General features: G+C 49.8%; 28 protein-coding genes. 20 read left to right on the top strand and 8 right to left on the bottom strand.

The genetic code is table 11. From position 1 onward, the window contains the following. Positions 1–96: 96 nt before the first annotated feature. The 3 genes from EP25_RS0117515 to EP25_RS0117505 all read right to left on the bottom strand — a co-directional run bounded on the left by EP25_RS0117515 (position 97) and on the right by EP25_RS0117505 (position 2,321). Positions 97–747 carry a hypothetical protein gene (locus tag EP25_RS0117515; RefSeq protein ID WP_031435091.1) on the bottom strand — a complete coding sequence of 217 codons (651 nt, stop codon included), beginning with the start codon at positions 745–747 and terminating at the stop codon, positions 97–99. A gap of 87 nt (positions 748–834) precedes the next feature. After that, entirely contained in the window at positions 835–1,596 is a 762-nt protein-coding gene (locus EP25_RS0117510; protein WP_051906818.1) for a DUF6946 family protein, read from the bottom strand. Between the two features lie 179 nt (positions 1,597–1,775). Further along, complete coding sequence (locus EP25_RS0117505) at positions 1,776–2,321, bottom strand: gamma carbonic anhydrase family protein (RefSeq protein ID WP_031435089.1); 546 nt, start codon at positions 2,319–2,321, stop codon at positions 1,776–1,778. Positions 2,322–2,695: 374 nt separating this feature from the next. Between EP25_RS0117505 and EP25_RS0117500 the strand changes: the two genes are divergently transcribed. Both EP25_RS0117500 and EP25_RS0117495 read left to right on the top strand, forming a co-directional pair. Then, entirely contained in the window at positions 2,696–3,709 is a 1,014-nt protein-coding gene (locus EP25_RS0117500) for an SPFH domain-containing protein (protein ID WP_031435088.1), read from the top strand. 2 nt (positions 3,710–3,711) lie between these two features. Further along, positions 3,712–4,371 carry a TFIIB-type zinc ribbon-containing protein gene (locus tag EP25_RS0117495; protein WP_031435087.1) on the top strand — a complete coding sequence of 220 codons (660 nt, stop codon included), beginning with the start codon at positions 3,712–3,714 and terminating at the stop codon, positions 4,369–4,371. Between the two features lie 32 nt (positions 4,372–4,403). Here the strand turns inward: EP25_RS0117495 and EP25_RS22600 are convergent, their stop codons facing one another. Together EP25_RS22600 and EP25_RS0117485 are read right to left on the bottom strand one after the other, a co-directional pair. Then, positions 4,404–4,991 (bottom strand): DUF523 domain-containing protein, encoded by a 588-nt coding sequence (locus EP25_RS22600; RefSeq protein WP_031435086.1) that lies wholly within the window; start codon positions 4,989–4,991, stop codon positions 4,404–4,406. 41 nt (positions 4,992–5,032) lie between these two features. Continuing rightward, positions 5,033–5,422, bottom strand: coding sequence for a bacteriohemerythrin (locus EP25_RS0117485; RefSeq protein WP_031435085.1), 390 nt, complete (start codon positions 5,420–5,422; stop codon positions 5,033–5,035). Positions 5,423–5,667: 245 nt separating this feature from the next. On the opposite strand from EP25_RS0117485, the gene trkA reads away from it, so the two are divergent. Genes trkA through EP25_RS0117470 form a run of 3 tightly spaced genes read left to right on the top strand, consistent with a single transcriptional unit; the run spans position 5,668 to position 8,841 of the window. Then, on the top strand, positions 5,668–7,029 hold the full coding sequence (gene trkA / locus EP25_RS0117480; RefSeq protein WP_031435084.1) for a Trk system potassium transporter TrkA: 1,362 nt from the start codon (positions 5,668–5,670) through the stop codon (positions 7,027–7,029). A 17-nt stretch (positions 7,030–7,046) separates the two neighbouring features. Next, the gene (locus EP25_RS0117475) at positions 7,047–8,501 is read left to right on the top strand and encodes a TrkH family potassium uptake protein (protein WP_031435083.1); all 1,455 of its coding nucleotides are present in this window, start codon (positions 7,047–7,049) and stop codon (positions 8,499–8,501) included. Positions 8,502–8,526: 25 nt separating this feature from the next. Continuing rightward, entirely contained in the window at positions 8,527–8,841 is a 315-nt protein-coding gene (locus EP25_RS0117470; RefSeq protein WP_031435082.1) for a hypothetical protein, read from the top strand. Positions 8,842–8,868: 27 nt separating this feature from the next. Here the strand turns inward: EP25_RS0117470 and EP25_RS0117465 are convergent, their stop codons facing one another. Continuing rightward, the gene (locus tag EP25_RS0117465; protein ID WP_031435081.1) at positions 8,869–9,774 is read right to left on the bottom strand and encodes a hydrogen peroxide-inducible genes activator; all 906 of its coding nucleotides are present in this window, start codon (positions 9,772–9,774) and stop codon (positions 8,869–8,871) included. 128 nt (positions 9,775–9,902) lie between these two features. Between EP25_RS0117465 and EP25_RS0117460 the strand changes: the two genes are divergently transcribed. The 3 genes from EP25_RS0117460 to EP25_RS0117450 all read left to right on the top strand — a co-directional run bounded on the left by EP25_RS0117460 (position 9,903) and on the right by EP25_RS0117450 (position 12,789). Further along, positions 9,903–11,150 carry a cytochrome-c peroxidase gene (locus EP25_RS0117460; protein WP_235185940.1) on the top strand — a complete coding sequence of 416 codons (1,248 nt, stop codon included), beginning with the start codon at positions 9,903–9,905 and terminating at the stop codon, positions 11,148–11,150. Positions 11,151–11,164: 14 nt separating this feature from the next. Continuing rightward, on the top strand, positions 11,165–12,241 hold the full coding sequence (locus tag EP25_RS0117455; protein WP_031435079.1) for a metallophosphoesterase: 1,077 nt from the start codon (positions 11,165–11,167) through the stop codon (positions 12,239–12,241). A gap of 158 nt (positions 12,242–12,399) precedes the next feature. Beyond that, positions 12,400–12,789 carry a cytochrome c gene (locus tag EP25_RS0117450; RefSeq protein WP_031435078.1) on the top strand — a complete coding sequence of 130 codons (390 nt, stop codon included), beginning with the start codon at positions 12,400–12,402 and terminating at the stop codon, positions 12,787–12,789. Positions 12,790–12,883: 94 nt separating this feature from the next. Here the strand turns inward: EP25_RS0117450 and EP25_RS0117445 are convergent, their stop codons facing one another. Continuing rightward, on the bottom strand, positions 12,884–13,090 hold the full coding sequence (locus EP25_RS0117445) for a hypothetical protein (RefSeq protein WP_031435077.1): 207 nt from the start codon (positions 13,088–13,090) through the stop codon (positions 12,884–12,886). Between the two features lie 246 nt (positions 13,091–13,336). On the opposite strand from EP25_RS0117445, the gene pqqA reads away from it, so the two are divergent. The 6 genes from pqqA to EP25_RS0117415 all read left to right on the top strand — a co-directional run bounded on the left by pqqA (position 13,337) and on the right by EP25_RS0117415 (position 18,009). After that, entirely contained in the window at positions 13,337–13,411 is a 75-nt protein-coding gene (gene pqqA / locus EP25_RS23040; RefSeq protein WP_080524503.1) for a pyrroloquinoline quinone precursor peptide PqqA, read from the top strand. 111 nt (positions 13,412–13,522) lie between these two features. Continuing rightward, entirely contained in the window at positions 13,523–14,434 is a 912-nt protein-coding gene (pqqB, locus tag EP25_RS0117440; RefSeq protein WP_031435076.1) for a pyrroloquinoline quinone biosynthesis protein PqqB, read from the top strand. Positions 14,435–14,443: 9 nt separating this feature from the next. Then, complete coding sequence (pqqC, locus tag EP25_RS0117435; RefSeq protein ID WP_031435075.1) at positions 14,444–15,175, top strand: pyrroloquinoline-quinone synthase PqqC; 732 nt, start codon at positions 14,444–14,446, stop codon at positions 15,173–15,175. A gap of 241 nt (positions 15,176–15,416) precedes the next feature. Continuing rightward, positions 15,417–15,689 (top strand): pyrroloquinoline quinone biosynthesis peptide chaperone PqqD, encoded by a 273-nt coding sequence (gene pqqD / locus EP25_RS0117430; protein WP_031435074.1) that lies wholly within the window; start codon positions 15,417–15,419, stop codon positions 15,687–15,689. Beyond that, positions 15,667–16,791: a pyrroloquinoline quinone biosynthesis protein PqqE gene (gene pqqE / locus EP25_RS0117425; RefSeq protein ID WP_031435073.1), complete on the top strand. Its 1,125-nt coding sequence runs from the start codon at positions 15,667–15,669 to the stop codon at positions 16,789–16,791. Before pqqD ends, pqqE begins: the two co-directional genes overlap by 23 nt. Positions 16,792–16,965: 174 nt before the next feature. Beyond that, positions 16,966–18,009: a GGDEF domain-containing protein gene (locus tag EP25_RS0117415; RefSeq protein ID WP_031435072.1), complete on the top strand. Its 1,044-nt coding sequence runs from the start codon at positions 16,966–16,968 to the stop codon at positions 18,007–18,009. 308 nt (positions 18,010–18,317) lie between these two features. On the opposite strand, the gene EP25_RS0117410 is transcribed toward EP25_RS0117415, so the two are convergent. Next, positions 18,318–19,754: an SLC13 family permease gene (locus tag EP25_RS0117410; RefSeq protein WP_031435071.1), complete on the bottom strand. Its 1,437-nt coding sequence runs from the start codon at positions 19,752–19,754 to the stop codon at positions 18,318–18,320. A gap of 492 nt (positions 19,755–20,246) precedes the next feature. On the opposite strand from EP25_RS0117410, the gene EP25_RS0117400 reads away from it, so the two are divergent. From EP25_RS0117400 to EP25_RS0117370, 6 genes are all read left to right on the top strand, one after another. Continuing rightward, positions 20,247–20,768 carry a DUF1993 domain-containing protein gene (locus EP25_RS0117400; protein ID WP_235185939.1) on the top strand — a complete coding sequence of 174 codons (522 nt, stop codon included), beginning with the start codon at positions 20,247–20,249 and terminating at the stop codon, positions 20,766–20,768. Positions 20,769–20,964: 196 nt separating this feature from the next. Then, the gene (locus tag EP25_RS0117395) at positions 20,965–21,405 is read left to right on the top strand and encodes a dirigent protein (RefSeq protein ID WP_031435068.1); all 441 of its coding nucleotides are present in this window, start codon (positions 20,965–20,967) and stop codon (positions 21,403–21,405) included. Positions 21,406–22,020: 615 nt separating this feature from the next. After that, positions 22,021–22,299: a type II toxin-antitoxin system TacA family antitoxin gene (locus EP25_RS0117385; protein WP_031435067.1), complete on the top strand. Its 279-nt coding sequence runs from the start codon at positions 22,021–22,023 to the stop codon at positions 22,297–22,299. Then, complete coding sequence (locus EP25_RS0117380; protein WP_031435066.1) at positions 22,299–22,811, top strand: GNAT family N-acetyltransferase; 513 nt, start codon at positions 22,299–22,301, stop codon at positions 22,809–22,811. The genes EP25_RS0117385 and EP25_RS0117380 overlap by 1 nt, the downstream gene beginning before the upstream one ends. 584 nt (positions 22,812–23,395) lie before the next feature. Then, positions 23,396–23,632, top strand: coding sequence for a FitA-like ribbon-helix-helix domain-containing protein (locus tag EP25_RS0117375; RefSeq protein ID WP_031435065.1), 237 nt, complete (start codon positions 23,396–23,398; stop codon positions 23,630–23,632). Beyond that, positions 23,619–24,038, top strand: a complete 420-nt coding sequence (locus EP25_RS0117370) for a type II toxin-antitoxin system VapC family toxin (RefSeq protein WP_031435064.1) — start codon at positions 23,619–23,621, stop codon at positions 24,036–24,038. The genes EP25_RS0117375 and EP25_RS0117370 overlap by 14 nt, the downstream gene beginning before the upstream one ends. The last annotated feature ends 68 nt before the right edge of the window (positions 24,039–24,106 follow it).

Genomic DNA, 24,106 nt, shown 5'->3' with positions numbered 1-24,106 from the left:
CTATTTTCTTATATAACGCTCCCTCCGAATACCGGGCTTGTCCAACAAACGGTTCAGATTGTGGCTCGCTCCGCGATTACAATCTAACCTTATTCGTTATGTGCATGTTTCTGGCATACCAATGATTTCACCAAACTGCCTTAGTGTGCCCTTATATACCGCGCGCAGATGAGATACGTAGCATTGATTTCTATTCTTGCTCTCAAGAAAAAGTAGAATTTTCCACATCGTCTGAAGGACCAACTTAACGTCTGAAGCCCCTACCTTAATTGGGTTCACGTTCAGGCCTAGAGTTTTTGTTACGTGATTTTCCGTATCTACACGTTGCCGATATTTTTTATCACCAGAACTTCTTTTTTCTACCTCACTAATTTCCATTTCATCATCTTCGTTAAATGAATATGATATTTCCCATAGGTGATTGTGGGCCAGGAGGTCTCTCAATATATGTAATTCCAGTAATTCGTTTTCAAACGGAAAATCTGGATATAGTGACTTTAAGTAACTAACAACAGGCGTTCTATCAATATGATCTTGGTTGGCAGAATTAATATACCTAACTCTCATTACGTATGACTCCAGGCAGACCACACTCAGAATACAGATCGATGCAGCAAACCCTTTTTCGTAATAGCCAGATTGAACTTGGTTAGAGATATTGCTCTCGTGTTTCTCCAGCTTTTCAAGCAATGCACTAATTGGTTCAAAATACGAACTTCCCAATATTGTCACAAGACTATCGTTCATCTCGTACCCTCATGCACATAACGCCGCAATCACCGGGGCCAAAACCAGAGCGAAGCGGCGGTTTTGGCATCCGTGTGAATTGCCTTGTTAGAGCCCACTTGGTAACTCCATCGCCAAATATGCAGGATTTCCTTTACACCAACCCAGCAAAAGCCTTCCGTCTTTGATGTTTGGCACTTCCCAAACATCATTCGATAAAGATGTACATTTTAATTCGGAGCAAAACGCTTCAAACTCATTGCGCCATTTTGAAGATTGGCTAAACGAATGAACTAGCATGACAGCAATTGAAGAGTGGAACGATTTGGCAGTTAACAATGCTGACACCGAGCGGTGCAAGAGTTGATACCGAATATGACTGGGAAATGGAGTTGTACGGCCAAGCATATCTTCAAGGTAGCTGATTCGACTTAATTGACCCTCCGATGCACCATTTTTCTTTTCTTCAAGAGTTGGTCCAAAAGGTTCTTCAACTTTTGCCTCTACAGCTAAAATTACTAAGTCATTTTCATTTCGGGTAATTGCTAGAATATCGGTTTGTGATGGTCTATCACCGCCTGGTAGATCAACTTCCCATTCAGGAATGGCAGCCAATAACTCTAAGCTTTTTAAGCTTAGCTCATCAGTTGAATGGAGAGTCTCAACTATTTCAGATGGCAAATTTGGGTGATTATCTTCCCAGCATGCCGCAGCAGACATTGCGGAATATCCCTTTTTCCAGTGAAGCTTTGGCTTCCCTAAAAGGCGCTGCCAGTCGGAACCTGAAATTGTTGGTACGAATATTCGCTTCATTTTTCTCTTAATTGGCTCTAACAAGTTATTATCCCGACCCAGCGATCTTAACTTCATTCAACCTCAGTTGACAACCTTTACCCCCCAACGTCAGTTTCTCTAAACGGGATAACATGCAAAACTCGATGCTATCCCGTTTCCAGCTAACTACAGACCAAGGCGAAACCACACGAGACAGAAAATCTCGTATCTTATTCAGCCCACTCGGCAATAAGCGTCCAGGCTTGCCCGAGCCCTTAACCTTTATCTCCTAACTCTTCCCTATGTTCGTCTTTCAATTGAGCGTAATGGCGCGCCGAATATTCCAAAAAGCCTTTTTCTTCCTCCGATAACGGACGGGCTTGTTTGGCCGGGACGCCGACGTAGAGATAACCGCTTTCCAGTTTCTTGCCAGGGGGAACCAGGGCTCCGGCGCCCAGCATGATGTAATCTTCCAGCACCGCGCCGTCCATGATGATCGCGCCGATGCCGACCAGGCAGTAATCGCCAACGGTACAGGCATGCACCACGGCTTTGTGGCCGATGGTGACGCCCTTGCCTATTTTCAACGGATAGCCTTGCGGGGAATAGTCGCCGGCGTGCGAAACATGCAACACCGAGCCGTCCTGCACATTGGTTTGGTCGCCGATGCTGATGCTTTCGACATCGCCCCTTACCACGGCCATCGGCCAGATCGAAACATCGTCGCCCAGCGTGACGTCGCCGATCACGACGGCGCTGTCGTCGATGTAAACATTGTTGCCCAATAAGGGATATCTGCCTTTGAATTTTCTGATCGCCACAATCTCTCCGAATTTTCACTATACTTGGTTAAATTAAAGGATTTAGCAACGCAGTGTTACTGCCGTTTTCGGCGTGTTTTCATAACTGTGACCGTAATCCATAAATAGCCCGGTCACTTTGCAACATAATAGCGCAGTGGATTCGCCCGACTGAACCGGTTTCTCGTTGCAAGCTTAAATGAAACGGCATTCTGATAAAAACGGAAACACGGCGTTGCCTAGGTTGTAAATTTTACATTAAACCGGCAAAAGCGCTTCGCAATCCTTAAGCGTTACATGTCTTTTCGTGGCAAAGACGTAGTTCCGCTGACAGCCTGCGAAAAAAGTCCGAGGGAATCGACGTAAATTTTTCCCAGTACGTAACCGAGGTTAACATGGCTATAATCGACGGCATCAAACGACAACTCCGCTCGGTCATCGAGTGGAAAAACCCGCAACCCGATGCACTGCTGGTGCAATGGACGGAAAACGGCGACGAAATCAAGAACGCTTCCAAGCTGATCGTCGGCCCCGGCCAAGGCTGCATTTTCGTCTATGAAGGACAGGTTAAATCGGTCATCGAAGAGGAATGCTTGATCGACCTGAAAACCGCCAACATTCCGTTCTGGACCACGATCAAGAAATTCATGCAGTTTTTCGAGAGCGAGCACAAGGTCGGAATTTATTTTTACCGCAAAAGCAAAATTCTCGACCAGAAATGGGGAACCACCTCGCCGATCAAATACGACGACCCCAAATACAAATTTCCGGTCGGCCTGAAAGCCTACGGCAATTATAGCTACCGCATCGAAGACCCAAAGGCATTCTTCGTCCATGTCGTCGGCAGCCATAACGCGTTTTACGCCGACGATTTCCGCAGGGTGATGTCGGCGCGTATCATCGACCCGATTTCGGATTACCTGGCCGAAAGCAAATACAGTTACGCGGAAATCGACGCCAATCGCGAAGAAATCGGCCGCGGCATTTCCATCAAACTGTCGATCGCCTTCCGCAAGCTAGGCTTCGATATCACCGATTTCCGCATCGAGGGCACCGACTTCGATGAAGACACGATCAAGCGCATCAACCGCATCGCCGATCTGACTGCGGAAGCGCAGGCCGCCCAAGCCGTAGGCCTGGATTACGCCAAGGTCCAGCATTTGGAGGCGATGCGGGAAGCGGCCCGCAACGAAAGCGGCGGCGCCGGCGTAGGCATGGGCCTGGGGGCCGGCATCGGCTTGGGCCAGAGCATGGCGCACTCGATGGCGGAAAACGCGACCAGCGCGCAGCCGGCTGGCAACGATGACCCGATGGCGAAACTGGCGCAATTGAAAAAAATGTTCGAGGCGGAACTGATTTCGGAATCGGAATACGCCGCGAAAAAACAGGACATACTGGAACGTTTTTAATCATGGCCCGTTGTAAAAGCTGTTCGGCGCCGTTACTGGCCAACACCAACCTGTGCCGCTATTGCGGCGTGCGCAACGATGTCGATTTGCACGGCAAGCACCAATTCAGCATCCATAGCCAGCAATCGGACCGCATGTGCCCGGAATGCCATGAACCCTTGCAAACCATAGACTTGAATCTGAACGGGCCGTTTCTGATCGAGCGCTGCGAGCAATGCTTCGGCCTGTTCTTCGATCCCGGCGAAATCGAAATGCTGTTGGAGAGTTCGGTTTCCAATGTCTTCGCGATCAATCAACAATTGCTGCGCAATATCAACAAAGACCGTTACCAACGCAAACAGATCAAATATATCAAATGCCCGGTTTGCGGCGTGTTGATGAACCGGGTCAATTTCGGCCACCGCAGCGGCGTCGTGATCGACCAGTGCAAAAAGCACGGCGTCTGGCTGGAAAGCGGCGAAATCACCCATTTAATGGAATGGAAAAAGGCCGGCGGGCAAATTTTACACAGCCGCAATAGCGAGAAAAAGGCGCAAGTACGCCGGAAAGCGGTAGATACAGGCCGGGAGCGCGACCCCGTGCATGTTTTAAACAGCAGCGTTGAATCCGAGCCCGATTTGATCCAGGCGGTCTCCGACTTGGTGTTCAAGCTATTCAAGTAATAAGGCCTGGCCCCCGGGGGTTTGCTGCGCAATCAACCTGCCTTTCTCAATAACGCTTCCAGCCAGGCCAGGTCCTCCGCCAACCAAGCCGGATCGGCATCGCGCATTCCCCTGAAAGAAACGACTATGCCCTTATTGTGTAATTCGCTGAATAACTCCTGCATCATCACCCCCGATTGCTCCGTTAAGCCGTTCTCCTTAATATGAACGGCGCAGCCCGGACTTTCCGGGTTGCCTCCCAGCACCGCGACGATGTCATATCCCTGGCGCCGGTAATCCTGCAGTCGTTCGGCGATTTCCCGGCCGATTTGGCGGCAGCATGCCCGGCCCGGCTCGGTATCCAGAGCTTGCCTGATGGAAACGCCCGGCGGACGGGAACGCTCAAAGCCAAGGGCCCGCATTTCGGGACAGGGAATTTGCACGATGCCCGCCGCATAGCGTCGACACAGTTCAAGCACTGCCTCGGTCATGGCCGGCGAGACCGCGGCGCCATCGTCGCGCGCATTCTGATTGAGCAAACATTCGATCATCACGACGATACGTCTACTGCGGCAATCCTTCGCTACCAGTCCCAGGCGCTGCGCGTAGCGCTTTAACCGTTGCGCTAATTTGCTTGTCACCCTTACCCTTACTTGCCCCGTTGCCGACAATGACCTCGTATCTAACTGTTAGCCTTGATATGCAAGGCCAGCACCCTATCCATCGTTGCCGCATGCAATTCGAACCATTGCGGCAAGCTTTCCTCGACGAAGGCCCGGCCAAAAGCGACCAAACCTTTCTCGACGCGTTGACTGAATTGTTTTATTTCATTCAACACCCTGGCATGCTCGGCTCGATGTTCGGCGATTGCCGGAAAGGCAAATTGCTCCATTAACTGATTTTCCCGTTCGAAATGCGCCTCGACATGCTGCTGTAACTGTCGAAACAAGTCGGGAAAAGCGTCATCGTCGGCGCTGGCCAACAGGCTTAGCAATTGGATAAATTCCTCGTGATCCGTATCGATCGGTTCATATCCGGTCTTTACTGCCTGGTTGTTTTCTAATATCGCCATGGTTGAATTTCCTTTATTTGCTACAAATGTTTCACTGACCGAGCATTCAACGGACAGTCTGACAGGAATCTATAATCCGGCAACATGCAATCCTTGCGCCCCTATTCCGACAAACCGACTATAACAAGCATAGTGGAAAACCGAGCCAGTTCTCGTAGCCGCGATTAAAATTCTATAAAATAACGATAAGTCTCGTTGCTTCCACGGCCGTTAATAGAAAATTTTTTCCACTACATTCATTCGCAATGAAAATACTCATTCTCGGCGCGGGAGTTACCGGCTCATCGGTTGCCTCCGCCCTAGCGAGCGAAGAAAACGATATCGTTGTAATCGATATCAAAGCCCATTTACTGGCCGCGCTAAAGGAACGCCTGGACATCGGCACGGTTGTGGGTAATGCCGCTCATCCTAACATCCTGGAACAAGCCGGCATAGAAAACACCGATATTGTCATTGCCGCGACGGATCGCGATAGCACCAATATGCTGGCTTGCCATATCATCAAGACGCTGTATAAAAAGCCTAAAACCATCGCCAGAATCCGAGCGATGGATTATCTGACCCATCCGCAATTGTTTCAGCCCAACGGCATTGCCATCGACATCGTGATCAGTCCGGAACAGATCGTGATGGAAGGCATCCGCAATCTGATCAAATACCCTGGCGTATTGCATATTTCTTCATTCGCGGATGACCTGGTGCGTTTGTTCTCGGTCAAAGCCGCGGCCAAGGGATTTTTGACCGGAAGAAAAATAAAAACCCTAAAGCAACACCTGTTGAGCGAGAAAACCCGAGTGGTCGCTATTTTCAGAAAAGGCCATGCGGTTGCGGTCAATGGCGAAGCGATCATCAAAGAAGGGGACGAAGTGTTTTTCGTCTCCCCCAGAGACAAAATTCGCAAGATATTGACCGAACTTTGCATTCTGGAGGCGCCGATCAAGCGCGTCATGATCGCCGGGGGCGGCCATGTCGGCAAGCGATTGGCCATGGCGCTGGAAAATACCCACCATATCAAGATCATCGAGAAAAATATCGAACGGGTCAGAAAAATCGCCAATGAACTGGAAAAAACCGTGGTCCTGCACGGAGATTGTACCGACGAGTCGCTATTGATCGACGAAGTCATCGACAAGACCGACTTTTTTTGCGCGATCACCGATAACGACAGCGCCAATATCATCGCCGCGGCGCTGGCCAAACAACTGGGCGCCAAAAAATCGATTTGCCTGCTCAACAACAGTACCTATATTAAGCTGTTGAAACAAACCGATATCGATTTGGTCGTGCTGCCCAACCAGGATACCCTGGGCAGTATTCTCAAACACGTCAGAAAAGGCGACGTGGCCAGGGTCAGCTCGTTATGCGGCGGCAGCGCGGAAGCCATCGAAGCGGTCGCCCATAAGGACGAACAATCCTTGTCGGTGGTCGGGCTTAGGGTCGACCAAATCGAATTGCCCGAGGGAGTGGTGTTGGGCGCTCTGATCCGCAACCGCGAAATCATGCCCATTCATCACCATACTATTTTCGAGGAAGACGATCATATCGTCATGTTCGCTCTCGATAAGAAATATATCAAAAATATCGAAAGCTACTTTCAACGCATTTAACGGATTACTCGACCACCATGCAAACCAAAGTAGTCCTCAGAAGTATCGGCCTGTTAACGATGCTATTCAGCATGACGATGTTCCTACCGCTGCTGGTTTCCTTTATCTACCAGGACGGTAACGACCATCTGTTTTGGCAAAGCTTCCTAATCATTCAGATGCTTGGCTTCCTGTTATGGTTTCCGTTACGCGGCGAAAAACGTCCATTGTGCCATCGAGACGGTTTCTTGATCGTCGCCTTCTTCTGGATGATTTTGGGCACTATCGGCGCGGTTCCTTTTCTGTTGGCCGACAACCCGGCCATGTCGTTTACCGATGCCGTGTTCGAATCGGTCTCCGGCTTCACGACCACCGGGGCGACGGTTTTACAGGGGCTCGACCGCCTGCCCCCGTCGATCCTGTTTTACCGGCAACAATTGCAATGGCTGGGCGGCATGGGTATCGTCGTCCTGGCCTTGGCGGTACTCCCTATCCTCGGTATCGGCGGCATGCAGCTGTTCCGCGCCGAAGTGCCGGGGCCTGTGAAAGACAGCAAACTGACCCCGCGCATCGCCGAGACGGCGAAAGCGCTGTGGATCATTTACTTGGGAATCACCCTGATCTGCGCTCTCTGTTATCGGCTGGCCGGCATGAGCTGGTTCGACGCCATCGGCCACTCGTTCTCGACCGTCGCCAACGGCGGCTATTCGACCCATGACGCCAGTTTCAGCTACTTCAACAACCCCCGAATCGAAATGGTGGCGATTTTTTTCATGGCGGTGTCGGGGCTGAATTTCGCCCTTCATTTTGCCGCCTTGCAAAAAAATTCCATCAAGACTTACTTCATCGACAGCGAGGCGCGTTGTTATATGCTAGTCATGCTGACCTGCGGCCTGTTGGTCGGCTCGCACCTGTTTTATAAGGGCACGTCGGGCTACACGCTGCTGGACGCGATGCGCCACGGCATGTTTCAAACCGTTTCCTTCATGTCGACCTCGGGCTTCGTCACCACCGATTTTTTCCTGTGGCCCGGCGTGGTACCGATATTGTTGGTTTTCGCCGGGTTCATCGGCGGTTGCGCCGGTTCGACGGCGGGAGGGCTGAAAGTCATCAGGGTCATGTTGCTGTATAAACAGGGGGAACGCGAAATACAACGCCTGATCCACCCCAACGCCAGCATTCCGGTCAAGGTCGGCAAGATCGTCCAGCCGGAAAACATCCTCGATGCCGTTTGGGGGTTTTTCGCGCTGTATGTCGTGGCCTTCATTCTCATCATGCTATTGATGATGGAAGCCGGTCTCGATTATATGTCCGCCTTTTCGGCGGTCGCCGCCTGCATCAATAATGTCGGCCCGGGGCTGGGCGAAGTGGCTTCGAGCTTCAGAACGGTCGATGATTCGGTCAAATGGCTCGGGTGTTTCGCGATGCTGCTGGGACGCCTGGAAATTTTCACGATTCTGGTGCTATTGTCGCCCAGTTACTGGCGTTATTAACACATTAACCGAAAAGGGAAACCGTATGTATGAGAACGACACCTATTCCAGCTTGAACGAAGAATATCAAGCCAACTGTCGACGGCTGGAACAATTGGCAAGCACCGTTTCGCACGACAATAGCAGCGCCCTGGCGGTCTTCGAACAATGCCAAGTCTCATTGCGGGAGAGTAAAGACAGCGTCTCGCATTATCTGCATGAATTAAAACAGGCCGAGCATGAGGAAAAAGCCTACTATTTGCGTTCCGCCCGTCAAGCCCTTCAACATTTCAAGGAATTGCTAGAAGACGCCGAGATTAAGCTTCATGATGTCCGGCCGGTTCCTCCCTTCATGTATTGAACCGAATGCGGTAACTCGAACCTTTTTTTATTGAGGCGCGTTGGCGGCGCAGCTTGCGATGTATTCGCCCAACAAACGAAACTCGGCGTCGTGGCTGCTGTTCTTACGCCAAACCAGGCCGATTTCCCGGTAACTGTCTTCATCCATAGCTTGCAGTTCAACTTCGGCATTCAGCAACGCCAGCGAACGTCGCGCCATTTCCGGGATGAAGGTGACGCCCAGATCATTGCCGACCATCTGCAATAAGGTATGAATGCTGGTGCCGGAAAAGCGATTGATTTTGTCGGTGTGGAGCAAATGACAGGCCGACAAGGCATGATCGCGCAGGCAATGCCCATCTTCCAACAGCAAAACGCTGTCCTCCCGTAACTGGTCGAGCAACTCGTTGCCTTTCTTTAGCCAACGCGTCTGTTTATGGTGCGCCAGAAAAAAACGGTCTTTGAACAAGGGCATGATTTCGACATGCTTGAATTCGTAAGGCAATGCCACCAGCATCAGATCGACTTGTCCGGCCAGCAATTCATCATAAAGCAACGGCGTGATCTTTTCTTTCAAAAACAACTTCAGTTCGGGGAATTTCTCTCGCAACCCTTGCAACATCAGAGGTAATAGATAAGGCGCGACGGTGGGAATCACTCCCAAGGTAAATTTGCCGGCCAAAGGGGTCTGACCATCAACCTGAATCTCAACCAGATTTTCCAGTTCCAGCAAGCATACTCTGGCCTTGGCGACCACCTGCTTGCCCAAAGCTGTAATGGTCACCGATTTATTGGTGCGATCGACCAAGCGGATTCCTAACAAAGCCTCCAGATCCTTGATGGCGATACTGAAACCCGACTGGGAAATATGACAGGCCCTGGCCGCTTTACCGAAATGCCGATGTTCGTCCAATGCGATCAGGTAGCGCAACTGCTTGACGGTAGGTAATTTCATCGTTAGACATCCATTTAAAATAGTTGTGATACGGGTTCGACAAAAAAATCAATCGAATCAATTGATTCAATCAATTTTACTTATAGCCGAAGCACCGCTATAGTCTCAAACAAGCAAAAGGAACTACATTGCAACGACTCCAACTTATTCTCGGCAAGAAACCGAAGGAGGTTTCCATGCGCTTTATCTTGACCTTGATGCTGAGCGTCGGCCTGCTGGCCTGCAATCAGCAGCCCGAATCGACAGCCCCGGCGGAATCGAAGACGACCAGTCCTGCGCCGACCGCCACGGCGACGGCCATCGAACCGAGCGACACCCCTTTGCTTGGCCTGCCTCCGCTACCGGTACCGACCGACAACCCGCAAACAGCGGCCAAAATCGCCCTGGGCGACAGACTTTATCACGACAGCCGCTTTTCCATCGACGGCAAAGTGAGTTGCGCCACTTGCCATAACGAACAAAAGGCCTTCACCGACCATCTGGCCGTGTCCGTCGGCAATAACGGCTTGACCGGCACCCGTAATGCCCCCACCGTACTGAACGCCGCTTTTTACACGTCTCAGTTCTGGGACGGCCGGGAACCCGAACTGGAAGGACAATCCAAACAACCGTTCATCAATCCGGTCGAGGGCGGTCTGCCCAATCACGAGCCGATTCTCGAAATCGTTCGTAGCGATCCCGACTATCGAGCGGCTTTCACCGATGTCTTCGGCGTCTCGGCCGAGCAATTGACGATGGACCATGTCGCCAAGGCCATCGCCAGTTTCGAGCGCACGCTAATCTCGGGCGATTCGCCGTTCGACCGATATTATTTCAACCACGACACCAGCGCGCTAACCGAAGCGCAAGTGCGCGGTTTCAAGCTATTTCTGGGCCAAGGGCGTTGTATCTCCTGCCATACGATCGAACAAGATCACGCCCTGTTCACCGATAACCGTTTCCACAATATCGGTATCGGCATCAATGCCATACAAGAGGATGTGCCGCAGCTGGCGACAGCCTTTCTGCAAGCCAAGAATCAGGGCGGCGAAGTCGACACCCTGGTCTTGACCGACAAAAAATCCTCCGAACTGGGACGCTTCGCCGTCACCGACAATATTACCGAAATCGGCGCCTTCAAGACGCCGACACTGCGCAATATCGCGTTGACCGCTCCTTACATGCACGACGGCAGTCTAAAGACGCTGAGAGATGTCATTATTCATTATAACAACGGCGGCGTGACGCCGGCCTCGGCTAAGGTAAACGATTTTCTCAGCGGCGGCATTCGCCCCTTGAACCTGACCGAGGCGCAAATCGACGATTTGGTCTCGTTTCTTGAGGCATTGACCAGTCCCCAGATCGCTCAACAAACAGCCGCCACGCCATCCAACTAACGGAGACCGGACTCATGAAGACATTCAACAAAAGCCGACGCAATTTCTTGAAAAACAGCGGCGCCCTGGCCGTGGCCGGTACCCTGCCGATCAGCCTAGTGGAACTGGCTTTCGCCGATGACGGGCAGAACTTCACCTTCGCTTATATTTCCGACGCGCATATCCAGCAGATCAAGGGCAGCCGCTTCGTCAGAAACTGGGACCGCGGCCTGATTCGCGCCGTGGCCGAAACCAACCTGCTGGCGCCGAAACCGGATTTCGTCATGTTCGGCGGCGATCTGGCGCAACTGGGCAAGCCGGCCGAACTCGATCATGGCGCCGAGATAATGTCGGCCCTGAAACACGACGTCAAATATGTCATGGGCGAGCACGATTATTATCTGGATCTGGGGGCGTATTGGGAAAAACTGTTCGGCCCGCAGTATTACAGTTTCGACCATAAGGGGGTGCATTTCATCGTCCTCAACAGCATCCGTACCTACGACGACTGGACCTTTAACCGCTGGCCCAGCGACGAACAACGCATGATGGAGATGGCCGGGCTCGACAACCCGAACGGTTCGCCGTTCATGGTCGGCGACGAACAACGAAAATGGTTGCAACAGGATCTTGCCAAAGTCGCCAAAACCACCCCGATCGTGGTTTTCTCCCATTCACCGCTGCAGAAAATCTACAAGGGCTGGAATTTCTGGACCGAGGATGCCGAACAAATCCAGGCCTTGCTGCAACCGTTCGCCAAGGTGTCGGTAATCTACGGCCATGTCCACCAAATTCAATACAACCAAATCGGCAACATCAGCTTCCATTCGGTCATGGCGACTGCCTGGCCGTGGCCTTATCCGCAGGCCTACGCTCAGGCCGAACAATATCTGCCCAAGCTAACCGTGCCGATGAACCGCGCCGACCCCTTCTTCGAGCGGGACGCCACCGGCTGGCAGTTCATTAACATGGACAACGGCCATGTCGACTTGAACTTTACCCTCTATAGCAACAAAGACCGCAGCGTCCACTTCAACCCTGACGAGAAAAAACCGCTTGATACCCAGTATCAGGAAGAAGACGCGCGCATTCCGCCGCAACACCATTATTAATCATAGCGAGGAACTTTGACATGGCAATTTCTAATCCTAAAGCTCATGAAAGCCTGGTAATAAACGATCGAAATGAAACGGATAGGGAAGGCGGGGCGTTGATAAACGATGCGCTTCGTGCCTCAGCGCGTCCTACAATAGGCTCATCTGGCAAAAAAATGTTGCTTATACTGGGTGTTTTCGCCCTGCTTTCGTCTTCCTTGGCGCAGGCCGACGAATTTACCGAAGCCGACCTGGAACGCTGGCAGCAGCAGTTCATGGACACGGTCAAACAAGGCCGTGAGCTATGGACCAGCGGCGACTTGGGCAGCAACGGCGTCGCCTGCGCCCAATGCCATCCGAACGCCGCCAATACCCATCCGGAAACCTATCCCAAGTTCCAAAAACAAATCGGCAAGGTCGTACCATTGTGGGAGATGGTCAATTGGTGCTTGAAAAATCCGCTGGAAGGACAACCCTTGGCGGCCGACGACCCCAAAATGATCGCGTTACAGGCCTATATCACTCATGAGCGGCGTGGCGTCAAACTGGAACCGGGCAAACATTGACCCAACGATGATAACTTAATTTCGTCGTAACACCGTTTTATCGCACATAAAAAAGCCGGATCAACTCCGGCTTTGCTGGTGATGCAATGATTAGTTATTTTTTGACGGCGGCACCTTTCACCGAATTGATGACTTTAGCCACCATATTCAGTAAGGGCGATTCGCTATCGCCGTGCGGCTCGATATCGCCGAACGGCTCGCCGTTTCTCATGGTATACATATAAATAAAGTATCCCAACGGCGCGAATGCGATAAAGCCAATCAGCAGCATAAAGAATACAATCTCGACGACACTCCCCATATTTCCCTCCAAGTAATTATTTTAGTTATAAAAATCGCTTATCAGCTAGCGACCGGTAAAAATGGTGTGCCCGTTAAATATAACCCTGTATTCGGTAAGGGACAAGTATAAAATGAACCTTTTTTCCGCCTATGGCGTTTATAAACTTCGCTCGATGTTGCCAAACAAAAAACTTCATCGTATACTCTGAGTCAGCTTACTTGATCAAGCTAGCATACAACTAAAAAACTTCTGGAGGTATTTACAATGAAATGGGAAACACCAGCTTACACTGACCTGCGTTTCGGTTTTGAAGTCACTATGTACATCTACAACCGTTAATTTAAACGGTTGAAAGGAAAAAAGGGGCCGGATAGGCCCCTTTTTTTTGCCTGTCGCTTTTGATTCCCGTATCATTCTGCCCTTGTTTACAATCAAAGCAACACATCCATCATGAAGATAAGAGTTCTCGGTTCTGGTGCGGGGGGCGGATTTCCCCAGTGGAACTGCAATTGCCATAATTGTCATCGTTTGCGCCATAACGAAATGAACGGCAAGGCGCGTACCCAATCCTCGATCGCGGTCAGCACGGACAACAGAAATTGGCTGCTGTTCAATACCTCGCCCGATATCCGCGCGCAACTGGAAGCGTTTCCCGCCATCCAGCCGCAGGAAGGCGTGCGCGATACCTGCATCAAGGCCATTATGTTGATCGACAGCCAAATCGACCATACTACCGGCATGTTGATGTTGCGCGAAGGCAAACCGTTGGATGTTTATTGCACCGAGATGGTCAAACAAGACCTGACGACCGGCTTTCCGCTATTCACGATGCTAAAGGACTATTGCACCGTCAACCATCACCCGATTCCCTGCGACGGCAGCAGTTTCACGATCCCCGCCATCGACGACCTGCGTTTCTATACTCATGCGCTGAAAAGCAAGGCGCCGCCCTACTCGCCGCATCGCCACGACCCGCACGAAGGCGACAATGTCGGCGTCATCATCGAGCAAATATCCACCGGCAAGAAACTGTATTATTCTCCGGGCCTGGGCGAGATCGAACCGCATGTCATGGCGGCGATGCAGGAAGTGGACTGCCTAATGGTCGACGGCACCTTCTGGACCGACGACGAAATGGTCACCCAACACATCAGTCATAAACGAGCGCGCGAAATCGGCCATCTGCCGCAATCAGGCCCGGGCGGTATGATCGAAGTGCTGAACCAGGTTGAAAATACCCGAAAAATATTGATTCATATCAATAACACCAACCCGATTCTGGACGAAGATTCGGCGGAGCGTAAAATACTCGACGCCGCCGGCATCGAAGTGTCTTACGATGGTTTAGAAATCGATTTATAAGGGAGTCACATGAGCTGTTGCGATAACAAACCCTGGAGCCGCGAGGAATTCGAAGCCAAGCTGCGCGGCATGGAAAAGTATTATCACATTCATCACCCGATGCATACGCTGATGAATGAAGGCAAACTGAACAAAGCCCAGCTGCAAGGCTGGGTCGCCAACCGTTTTTATTACCAGATCATGATCCCGATCAAGGACGCCAACATCATGGCCAACTGTCCCGACCGGGAAACCCGTGCGATCTGGGTGCAACGCATTTTGGACCACGACGGCCACCCCGGCGATCCCGGCGGCATCGAGGCCTGGATACAACTGGGCATGGCGGTCGGCATGACCCGCGAGGAAATCACCTCGCTGAAACATGTGTTGCCGGGCGTGCGCTTCGCCGTCGACGCTTATGTCAATTTCGCCCGCCGCTCCGAATGGCACGAAGCGGCCAGCTCTTCGCTGACCGAACTGTTCGCGCCGAAAATCCACCAACAACGCCTGGACAACTGGCCGGAAATGTACCCGTGGGTGGAGCAGGAAGGCTATATCTATTTCCGCAAGCGCTTGTCGGAAGCGCGCCGCGATGTCGAACACGGCCTGCAACTGACGCTGGACTGGTACAAGACCCGCGAGCAGCAGGAACGCATGCTGGACATCCTGAAGTTCAAGCTGGACGTGCTATGGACCATGGCCGATGCCATGTACCTGGCCTATGTCAACGGCATGCCGCCGTATTTTAATATCGAGAATTAACATTAAGCATTTGGCAGGTTGGGTCCAGCGATAGCGCAGCCCATTAGTTCCTGAACACCTAACTCGTTGGACTTCATCTCATGAAGCCCAACATACATCGTTCTGACAGTTTTTCGGTCGTACTAAGCACTAACATGTACGACAGGATTTTGTTCCGTTGGGCACGGCTTCGCCTTTGCCCAACCTACTAGTGCGATGAAATTTAACGGCTAACGCGCCTTTGCCCGAGGCAAATTGAAAAATGAGCATCGATCCGAACCAAACCATCAGCTTCTCCCCCCTGCACCGCCTGCAATGGGAGGAAGCGCAGCAAAAAGACGTCATCCTCTATCCGGAAGGCATGGTGGAACTGAATCAAAGCTCCGCCGAAATCCTCAAGCTGTGCGACGGCACCCGTAAACTAGACGAAATCGTGACCGAACTGGAACAAAAATTTTCCACCAGCGGTCTGACCAACGATATCAGTAACTTTCTTAACGTCGCTATAAAAAATGGCTGGATCCAACAACCCTAATATCACGCCGCCGCGCTGGCTGCTGGCGGAGCTAAGCTATAAATGCCCGCTGCAATGCCCTTATTGCTCCAATCCGCTGGACTATGCCAACTATCCGGATGAACTAAGCACCGACGATTGGAAACGGGTGCTGACGCAGGCGCGCAAAATGGGCGCGGTGCAATTGGGATTTTCCGGCGGCGAACCGTTAACGCGCCGGGATCTGCCCGAATTGGTCAAGCATGCCCGCGAACTCGGCTATTATTCCAACCTGATCACTTCGGGTTACGGCCTGAACGAAGACAAGATCATCGAGTTGAAACAAGCGGGACTGGATCATATCCAGGTCAGCATCCAAGCCAGCACCCAGGAACTGAACGATCATATCGCCGGCACCGAATCCTACCAGCATAAACAGGAAGTCGCCCGCCTGGTCAAGAAACACGGCTACCCGATGGTGCTATGCGTCGTGATCCACCGCGAAAACATCCATCAAATGCCGCAGATTCTGGAAATGGCCGAAAACCTGGGCGCCGATTATCTGGAATTGGCCAATACCCAGTATTACGGCTGGGCCCACGCCAACCGCGATCTGCTGCTGCCCACCAAGGAACAGTTCGAGGAGGCGGAACGGATCGCCCAGGCATACAAGGAAAAAGTCGCCGGCAAGATGAAAATCTATTACGTCATCCCGGACTATTACGAAGACCGGCCGAAAGCCTGCATGAACGGCTGGGGCACGACATTTTTGACCATTGCCCCAGACGGCGTCGCCCTGCCCTGCCACTCGGCGCGCGAACTGCCGGGACTGGACTGCCCCAACGTCAAAGACTACAGCATCGAGGAAATCTGGAACGACTCGAAGGCGTTCAATTTCTTCCGTGGCTATGACTGGATGAAAGAACCTTGCCGCAGTTGCGACGAGAAGGAAAAAGATTTCGGCGGTTGCCGCTGCCAAGCTTACCTGATGACCGGCGATATGTACGCGACCGACCCCGTCTGCAGCAAATCGCCGCAGCACCATGTGATTCAGGAGGCGATCGATTCGGCCAGAGCGACGGCCTTGTCAAGCGATGAAAAACCATTGATATTTCGTAACAGCAGAAATTCAAAAAATTATTAGCCATGGTCCCCATCGCCTTGCCGATGTGGGCGCCATCAAGCGCCTTGATCAAATAGAAAGAGAAACACTTCAAAATTCGCAAACTAAGCGGTTGCATAATTTTTTTCATCAAAGATTGCAAATTACCTTCGTCGGTCTATTCTTACATTCGGACTTATTTTTTAACTGACAAAGATGACCGAAATCACTACCTTTCTGCCCAGTTACGATCCCTGTCCCGAATATAACGCACAATTGCTCAGGCAAAGCGTGCCGTTAATGATGAAACACAGGGTTTCCGCCCATCCCATTAATTATGCGATCTGGTATGAATATGTAGCCGGAAATAATAGGAAACTGAATGCGGCCATCGACGACCTGATAAACCAACATATTCCTTTAGACGACAAAATCAGTCTGAATCTTTATAAAACCTATATTTGCAACGCATCGGTAGAGTCATTCGAAAAAATCAATTTCGATTTACAAGCGCTGATCGACAAAACTACATCAACCGTCCAGAATTCCGGCAACCAAGTTGCTAGTTTTAGCGAAAATGTCCAAGTCGACTCCTTGAAATTAGAGGAAATAGACGATCTCTCCCAAGTTAAAACAGTACTTTCCGGCATCGTCGCCGAAACACAACAGTTACTCGAAATTAGTAATACCTTGAAATCAAGACTCTACGAAGCCAACCAGGAACTGGCTTCGTTACGTGACGAGCTGACCAAGGTCCGGGAAATGGCAACGACAGATGCCTTGACCGGCCTAATAAATCGGCGAGCTTTCGATAACGTTTTGCATGAACTGGTGGCCAACTCGATTGATTCGGCCCATTGTTTATTGATCCTCGACCTGGACCACTTCAAAAAAGTCAACGACACTTTCGGCCACTTGATTGGCGACAAAGTATTACGCTTTACCGCGGGCCTGATAAAAAACCATGTCGCCGAACATCATTTAGCCGCCCGTTACGGCGGCGAAGAAATGGCCGTCGTCATGCCTAACACGCACCTTGAAGAGGCATTGGCAATAGCGGAACAAATCAGAATAGCCTTGGCCAGCAACCAACTTAAGCAAAAGGACAATGGCCGTTCCATCGGTAAAGTTACCGTATCGATAGGCGCGACATCGTTGAAAATCGACGATAGCCCGGAAAGCTTTATCGCCCGGGCCGACAATGCCCTGTATACCGCCAAAAAGTCGGGGCGGAATAAAGTGGTCTATAAAGACAATTAACGCATCTGTTACCGCCTGCATCTGCGCTCTATCAGATGCAGGCTTGCTCTGCAAAGCTTCGGAACTGGCATTTTCGCACGACAACACGTTAATATTCGCGTCGCCTCATGGAGCTCTGCCTTGAGGATGAACCTTATCTAGCCGAAGCCTTAGCTGTTAAATTATTCAACAGGCCTCGAGACCGCTAAAAAAGGAAATACCCGAAACCGTTAAAACAAAAGTCGATGCGAAAAACTCTATAATTGCCTCCAATTCTTTCCGGCTTCTCACATCTTGCTAATACCCGGCATTAAACATAATTCGGCATGTTATTCAATCATCGCTTTCAACAATGCGAATCCCAGCGTCATGGTGATAGCTAAGGCAATCAGGTTCAGCAACATTCCCGCTTTCAACATTTGCTTGACAGTAATGGTTTGAGTCCCAAATACGATCGCATTGGGGGGCGTCGAAATCGGCATGCTAAAGGCAAAACTGGCGCAAAGCGCCGCCGGTAGCGCTACGAGGACGGGATCGAGGCCTTGCGCCTCTCCCAGCTTCATAATCATTGGCAACGCCACCACGCATAGAGCGACATTGCTCATGACTTCGGTAAGAAACAAGGAAATAGCCGCCAGCGTCACGATTAACCAGTAAGGACTAGCAAAATCGATCGAGGCGAAATACTCCGTGGTCAGCTGAATAAGACCGACTTCTTTTAAAGAACCCGCCAAAGCCATTCCTCCCCCGAAAAGCAACACGATATCCCACGGCAAATGGGCGATATCCTTACGGTCTAAAACCGGGGCCATTTCCTCAAAATTAGTCGGCACTAAAAACAATAAGATGCCGGCAAAGATGGCTATCGAGGTATCATTGAGGAATTCGAAGCCTAGCAAATAATGGATCATGCCCTTCGCTATCCATAAAAAGGCTGCCAATATAAAAACGCCGATCGTGACTTTTTGTGGATTATCGATACGTCCAAGCGCCGCGATTCTTTCCAGTATAAAGTCTTTAAACCCCGGAGGAATCGGCACGGCAAAACGATACATGCGTTTTAACGTATAAAGCATAATAACCAATAACCCGATAGCCACCGGCGTTGTAACGACGAACCATTGCCAAAAATCAACTTTGCGTGCGTAAAGCTCATCCAAATACCCCATGAACACGACATTCGGCGGCGTCCCGATAGGCGTCATGATGCCGCCGATATTGGCGGAGTAGGCAATCGACAAAAACAACACGACCGTCATCGATTGCAGGGTTCGACGGGAATTTTCAGGCAAATTCTGCTTTAAAAACTGGACCACCGACAGGGCAATCGGCACCATCATGACGGTCGTCGCCGTGTTGCTGATCCACATGCTTAAAAAAGCCGTCGCGATAATAAACCCGGTGATGATGCCCACATCCGATCGCCCTGTAACCAGTAAGATCTTCAAGGCAATACGCTCGTCGAGTTTCGTTTTCTCCAACGCGCGCGCAATCATAAAACCACCCAAAAACAAATAAATGACAGGATTCGCGTAAAAAGGACTGACCTGTTTGATGGGCATGACCTGCAATAATGGCAAAAAACAAAGCGGAATCAGGGCCGTAATGCCAAGCGGTAACACTTCGAAGACCCACCACACAACCATCCAGCCCATTAGCAACAAACAAAGATAGGCATTGCGATCACCTTGGGGCATTCCGATAACGGCTGTCATTAACAACAAAACTATAGGCAGGAAGAAAACGATGGTTTTTTTAAGATTCATAAGTGATATTAATGTCGAAGCTGTCATTCATACCATTTTATGATATAGAATTCTTATCCGGCCGATAAGAACTACCGACTGCGTTGTGTTTGTGCCGATATCGGTATGGCTTAACGGTCTCCCAAAAACGATAACGCTGCCTTACGTCCGAAGTCCAACCGCCTCGAAGCTTATCTCAGCTACCGGGCCCAAGGACATGCCGGTCCTGGGCAATCTGGTGCAGATTGATCTGCATAAACTGCTTGGGATACGAAAAGACTGGGCCGGCGACGATGGTCCTCGAGGCTTTTCTTTTTCGATGAGGCCGAATGAATGTCGACTAAAAATTCGACCGGACATGAGTTCATGGCTAATCAAAACAATCGCAGGATTTGCTGTTCGAACAGCCTCAAAATCGAAGTTTGTCTATAGCGACTTTCGGCTTTATTTAGTCGAGCCGAAATCCTTCAAATGGACGTTCAATCCATATTGTCGCTACAACGCTAACCGTTAATGGTCGAACGAACTATGTCTATTTCCATGTACCAAGCCTCTATTCCCCATTTTATTCGTATGCTTGGTAATTTATCGTCGATCATCGACAAGGCCAGATCTTATGCCGAAGCCGAAGGTATCGATGAATCCGTTCTTCTCGACGCCCGTTTGGCGCCGGATATGTATCCGCTCAGCCAACAAATTCAAATCGCCGCCGACATGGCGAAAACGTGCGCTGCGCGCTTGGCTGGGATTAACTCACCCCAATACGAATTCGATGAAATCACATTCGACGCCTTCAAGAAGAAAATACGCAAGACCACTGATTTTTTGCGAGGAATCGATAGCGAATTGATCGACCATAGCCATGATCGACTGATTACATTCAAGTTAGCGGACAAAGAAGTCGTTTATACGGGGCGAGATTATTTGTTGGCTAACATCATTCCCCATTTCTATTTTCATGTCACGACGGCCTACGCCATACTCCGCCATCAAGGAGTCGAACTCGGTAAAAAAGATTACCTCGACAATGAGTAAGCCATGCCCCTTACTCGACTGGGGGCCGTAAAACTAGCCCTATCGCTGTTCGCCGACGACGATGTCGAAAAGTTTGCCTTTGTCTAAGTTGAATCGAACTGGCGCACTGATTACGATGAATCTTATTTCCAACTATGAATATATATGCCGGCAAAAACAATGCGCCGCTTTAAAAACCGTTAATGAGGTTAATTGAATGTGTAACCGATTATACCGCTTGTTCTGCGCAAGCCTCCTGGGGCTGACTTCCTGCATACAACCTACCTTTCAAACACTCGAAACCGTTGCCGACGCCAGAAATCACCCGGCGACCGTAACGGATCTCGGTGAACCCGGCGACTCGCTGGGCGACGTCCTGACGTTCGATCAGCCGTTGCTCGATCAGCAACGTCGACCTATCGGCAATAACAGCGGTATCTGCATACGTACCAGGGTGAACCACAGCTTTCAATGCCAATGGACTTTAACCCTGAAGAGCGGCACTATACAGGTCAGTGGGCGGGAATTTGACCAAGGAAGATCGGAACTGACGATTGTCGGAGGTACGGGCCGCTACATCGGCATCACCGGCCATATGGAATCGAGCAACAATGGCGACGGTACATTTACCCAGACTTTGCACTACCGAAAGAAATGACCCACATGAATCATTATTGGCTGGATAACTGGCTTTTTCAGTATTCATGGTGGGTCGGGAATGATTCTAACAACCACCTAATACATTGTAAGCCCGAACTAATAATGCGCCATAAGACTACATACTACTTATAGCTCTCTATCATCAAAAGGATATGTAGTTTTAAAAATGTGTAAAGTCGTTAAAAGCAGTATGAAACTGAATAAACTACTGTAGTTTTTGAACGGTGATAAACTCCGAACTTACTCTCTCAGCTTAAAAAATTGGCCTTCTTGAATTTCACAATGACGATCTCAGTTCGGCCAATTTCAAAGCGAAAGTTACCAAGATAAATCGGCATGAAGCTAATTTTAGATGTTAGTGCGCGGTACATCATTTTCAGGTAGGTGACAAACGATAATGACAAGGCTTTTTTGTGATCTCACCCCTCGAGTACATCAATTTCAAGAGTATTGGTTTGAAATTTGATGCCGGTGTTCCTGGTGGGTGGTATGTGGATATGCAACAGGCCGCCTGATTAGATTTAAGACGTTACCGTATGATCTACATATTGACTGTGTTGTATTTTCATTGTTATATTGTATAGCATATATCTATACATATTGAGGTATAACAATGCAACATAGTCATTCCAATGAAGCTGTCTCGATCAATATCCGGGCTAAAGCTAAACAACGCGACTTGATTGATCAAGCCGCCAGCCGTTTAGGCCGTAGTCGCTCAGAATTCATGCTTGAAGCCGCGTGCCGAGAAGCTGAAGATGTTTTGCTCGACCAAGCTTTTTTTGCTGTCGATGCGGGCACGTTCGCGCAATTTCAAGCATTGTTGGATAAACCACTGCCGCCCACGGATAAATTACGTCGTTTACTGAAGAAAAAAGCACCTTGGGATTGATGGCAGATCTCCTTCTTTCCGCACCAGCGCCTATCACCGAAGATCATGACATAACGGATTTTGATAGCGGTGAGATATCGTTAAACAACTGGCTGCAAAAACGCGCGTTGAAAAACCAAGCGGCAGGCGCTTCTCGCTGTTTTGTCGTTTGCAATGACAACAAGGTGATCGGTTATTATTGTCTGTCGGCAGGCGCAATCAGTCACGAAGCATCACCCAAGTCGATGCGGCGAAATATGCCTGACCCGCTACCCGTTATCTTGTTGGGCAGACTTGCTGTCGATCAACGCTATCACAATCAAGGCATCGGCCAGGAACTGCTGCGTGATGCCCTGCTGCGTGCTGTAAACGTCTCGAAAGATACTGGGGTGTTTGCGATTTTAGTTCACGCGCTTTCAGAACCCGCCAAACAATTTTATCTCTCGCGCGGGTTTGTCGAATCTACGATCCAGCCGATGACGCTGATGATGACTCTCGAAACCATTCGGTCGATTTTAGCTGAACCGGATTAGCCGTTGAACTTATCCGCACTTTTCGCTAGCAACGTGTTGAATAAAGGCGGATTCCAATTTTTCGCCAGTGGTGAATTTCGGATATTCACGCCTAATTTATGTTAATGCAAATTCACGCAAGCAACAGCGTCGGAGTTAGATCCAGAATATCTGAAATACGCATGCGATGAATTGAGACATAAAGAATTACAACATGCTCCATCTAGAGCTTCCTTTGCTATGATGACTTATAATTTCCACAAGCAATTATCGAAACGGACTTACATTTATTGAACACGGGTGCCCTGCATTTCACTCGAATTCACGGATGTTCTTTAATATTCTTAATTCATTGATTTTAAAAAATATACTATAAATTTTTTATACCTCTGCTATCCTTGAAGTTCCTTCAAAATTGCTACTTTTCTTTGCACAATTACACAAAAATTACACACGCCAGATTCGAGTTAAGCACTTGAATTACATGAAATCAGCATATGAATAGCTCAGCAATATCTTATTCTTTGGACTATCTCATTCGACCGAGTTTGAATACACATAAAAAAATGATAGCATTGATAGCAATCAAGTTCTAGGAGCCCGTCATGCCAAGCCTAGTTGTTAGAAACCTGGATGAATCGATCGTTACTGCGCTAAAGGAACGAGCCGTTAAACACCACCGCTCGACCGAAGCCGAACACCGAGCCATTTTGGCTGAAGTTCTGATGAAACCGCAACGTAAAAGCTTTGCTGAAGCGTTAGCCAGCATTCCTGCCGTTGGCATGGATACGGATTTTCAGCGTGTCGATGACGACACCAGCGAATCCAATGTATTTGATTGACACCAACATCATCAGCGAACTTAGGAAAGGTGATAAAGCCGATTCCGGTGTGCGAGAATTTTTCGATCAAGTCATTCAGGAGAATATACCTGTTTATATCTCGTCCATTACGATAGGGGAATTGCGCAGAGGCGTCGATCTGATTTTCCACCGTGGCGACATAGCTCAAGGTAAACGGTTGGAAAACTGGCTCAATACTATTCTCGATCAATATCAAGACAACATCCTGTCCATTGATAGCGAAATTGCTTTACTTTGGGGAAAATTACGCGTCCCTAACCACGAGCACTCTTTAGATAAATTGATTGCTGCTACCGGGATAATCTATGATTTAACCGTTGTTACGCGAAATACCAAAGACTTTGAAAATACCGGAGTACAATTGATAAACCCGCTTTCAGAATGAATGCAATCAATTTTGTTCACAGCTCATTGGATAGATTAGCCGTAATCCGACCTGGTAGGTTATTGTCG

The organism is Methylomarinum vadi (genome assembly GCF_000733935.1).
GTDB classification, from domain to species: Bacteria; Pseudomonadota; Gammaproteobacteria; order Methylococcales; family Methylomonadaceae; genus Methylomarinum; species Methylomarinum vadi.
Note: the sequence above shows the minus strand (reverse complement) of the source record. Positions and strands in the feature narration are given on the sequence as shown.

Coding starts and splice junctions, on each gene's coding strand:
- EP25_RS0117515 (WP_031435091.1), bottom strand. CDS start 747: ATGAACGATAGTCTTGTGACAATATTGGGAAGTTCGTATTTTGAACCA.
- EP25_RS0117510 (WP_051906818.1), bottom strand. CDS start 1,596: ATGAAGTTAAGATCGCTGGGTCGGGATAATAACTTGTTAGAGCCAATT.
- EP25_RS0117500 (WP_031435088.1), top strand. CDS start 2,696: ATGGCTATAATCGACGGCATCAAACGACAACTCCGCTCGGTCATCGAG.
- EP25_RS0117495 (WP_031435087.1), top strand. CDS start 3,712: ATGGCCCGTTGTAAAAGCTGTTCGGCGCCGTTACTGGCCAACACCAAC.
- EP25_RS0117485 (WP_031435085.1), bottom strand. CDS start 5,422: ATGGCGATATTAGAAAACAACCAGGCAGTAAAGACCGGATATGAACCG.
- trkA (WP_031435084.1), top strand. CDS start 5,668: ATGAAAATACTCATTCTCGGCGCGGGAGTTACCGGCTCATCGGTTGCC.
- EP25_RS0117475 (WP_031435083.1), top strand. CDS start 7,047: ATGCAAACCAAAGTAGTCCTCAGAAGTATCGGCCTGTTAACGATGCTA.
- EP25_RS0117470 (WP_031435082.1), top strand. CDS start 8,527: ATGTATGAGAACGACACCTATTCCAGCTTGAACGAAGAATATCAAGCC.
- EP25_RS0117465 (WP_031435081.1), bottom strand. CDS start 9,774: ATGAAATTACCTACCGTCAAGCAGTTGCGCTACCTGATCGCATTGGAC.
- EP25_RS0117455 (WP_031435079.1), top strand. CDS start 11,165: ATGAAGACATTCAACAAAAGCCGACGCAATTTCTTGAAAAACAGCGGC.
- EP25_RS0117450 (WP_031435078.1), top strand. CDS start 12,400: ATGTTGCTTATACTGGGTGTTTTCGCCCTGCTTTCGTCTTCCTTGGCG.
- EP25_RS0117445 (WP_031435077.1), bottom strand. CDS start 13,090: ATGGGGAGTGTCGTCGAGATTGTATTCTTTATGCTGCTGATTGGCTTT.
- pqqB (WP_031435076.1), top strand. CDS start 13,523: ATGAAGATAAGAGTTCTCGGTTCTGGTGCGGGGGGCGGATTTCCCCAG.
- pqqC (WP_031435075.1), top strand. CDS start 14,444: ATGAGCTGTTGCGATAACAAACCCTGGAGCCGCGAGGAATTCGAAGCC.
- pqqD (WP_031435074.1), top strand. CDS start 15,417: ATGAGCATCGATCCGAACCAAACCATCAGCTTCTCCCCCCTGCACCGC.
- pqqE (WP_031435073.1), top strand. CDS start 15,667: ATGGCTGGATCCAACAACCCTAATATCACGCCGCCGCGCTGGCTGCTG.
- EP25_RS0117415 (WP_031435072.1), top strand. CDS start 16,966: ATGACCGAAATCACTACCTTTCTGCCCAGTTACGATCCCTGTCCCGAA.
- EP25_RS0117410 (WP_031435071.1), bottom strand. CDS start 19,754: ATGAATCTTAAAAAAACCATCGTTTTCTTCCTGCCTATAGTTTTGTTG.
- EP25_RS0117400 (WP_235185939.1), top strand. CDS start 20,247: ATGGTCGAACGAACTATGTCTATTTCCATGTACCAAGCCTCTATTCCC.
- EP25_RS0117395 (WP_031435068.1), top strand. CDS start 20,965: ATGTGTAACCGATTATACCGCTTGTTCTGCGCAAGCCTCCTGGGGCTG.
- EP25_RS0117385 (WP_031435067.1), top strand. CDS start 22,021: ATGCAACATAGTCATTCCAATGAAGCTGTCTCGATCAATATCCGGGCT.
- EP25_RS0117380 (WP_031435066.1), top strand. CDS start 22,299: ATGGCAGATCTCCTTCTTTCCGCACCAGCGCCTATCACCGAAGATCAT.
- EP25_RS0117375 (WP_031435065.1), top strand. CDS start 23,396: ATGCCAAGCCTAGTTGTTAGAAACCTGGATGAATCGATCGTTACTGCG.
- EP25_RS0117370 (WP_031435064.1), top strand. CDS start 23,619: ATGTATTTGATTGACACCAACATCATCAGCGAACTTAGGAAAGGTGAT.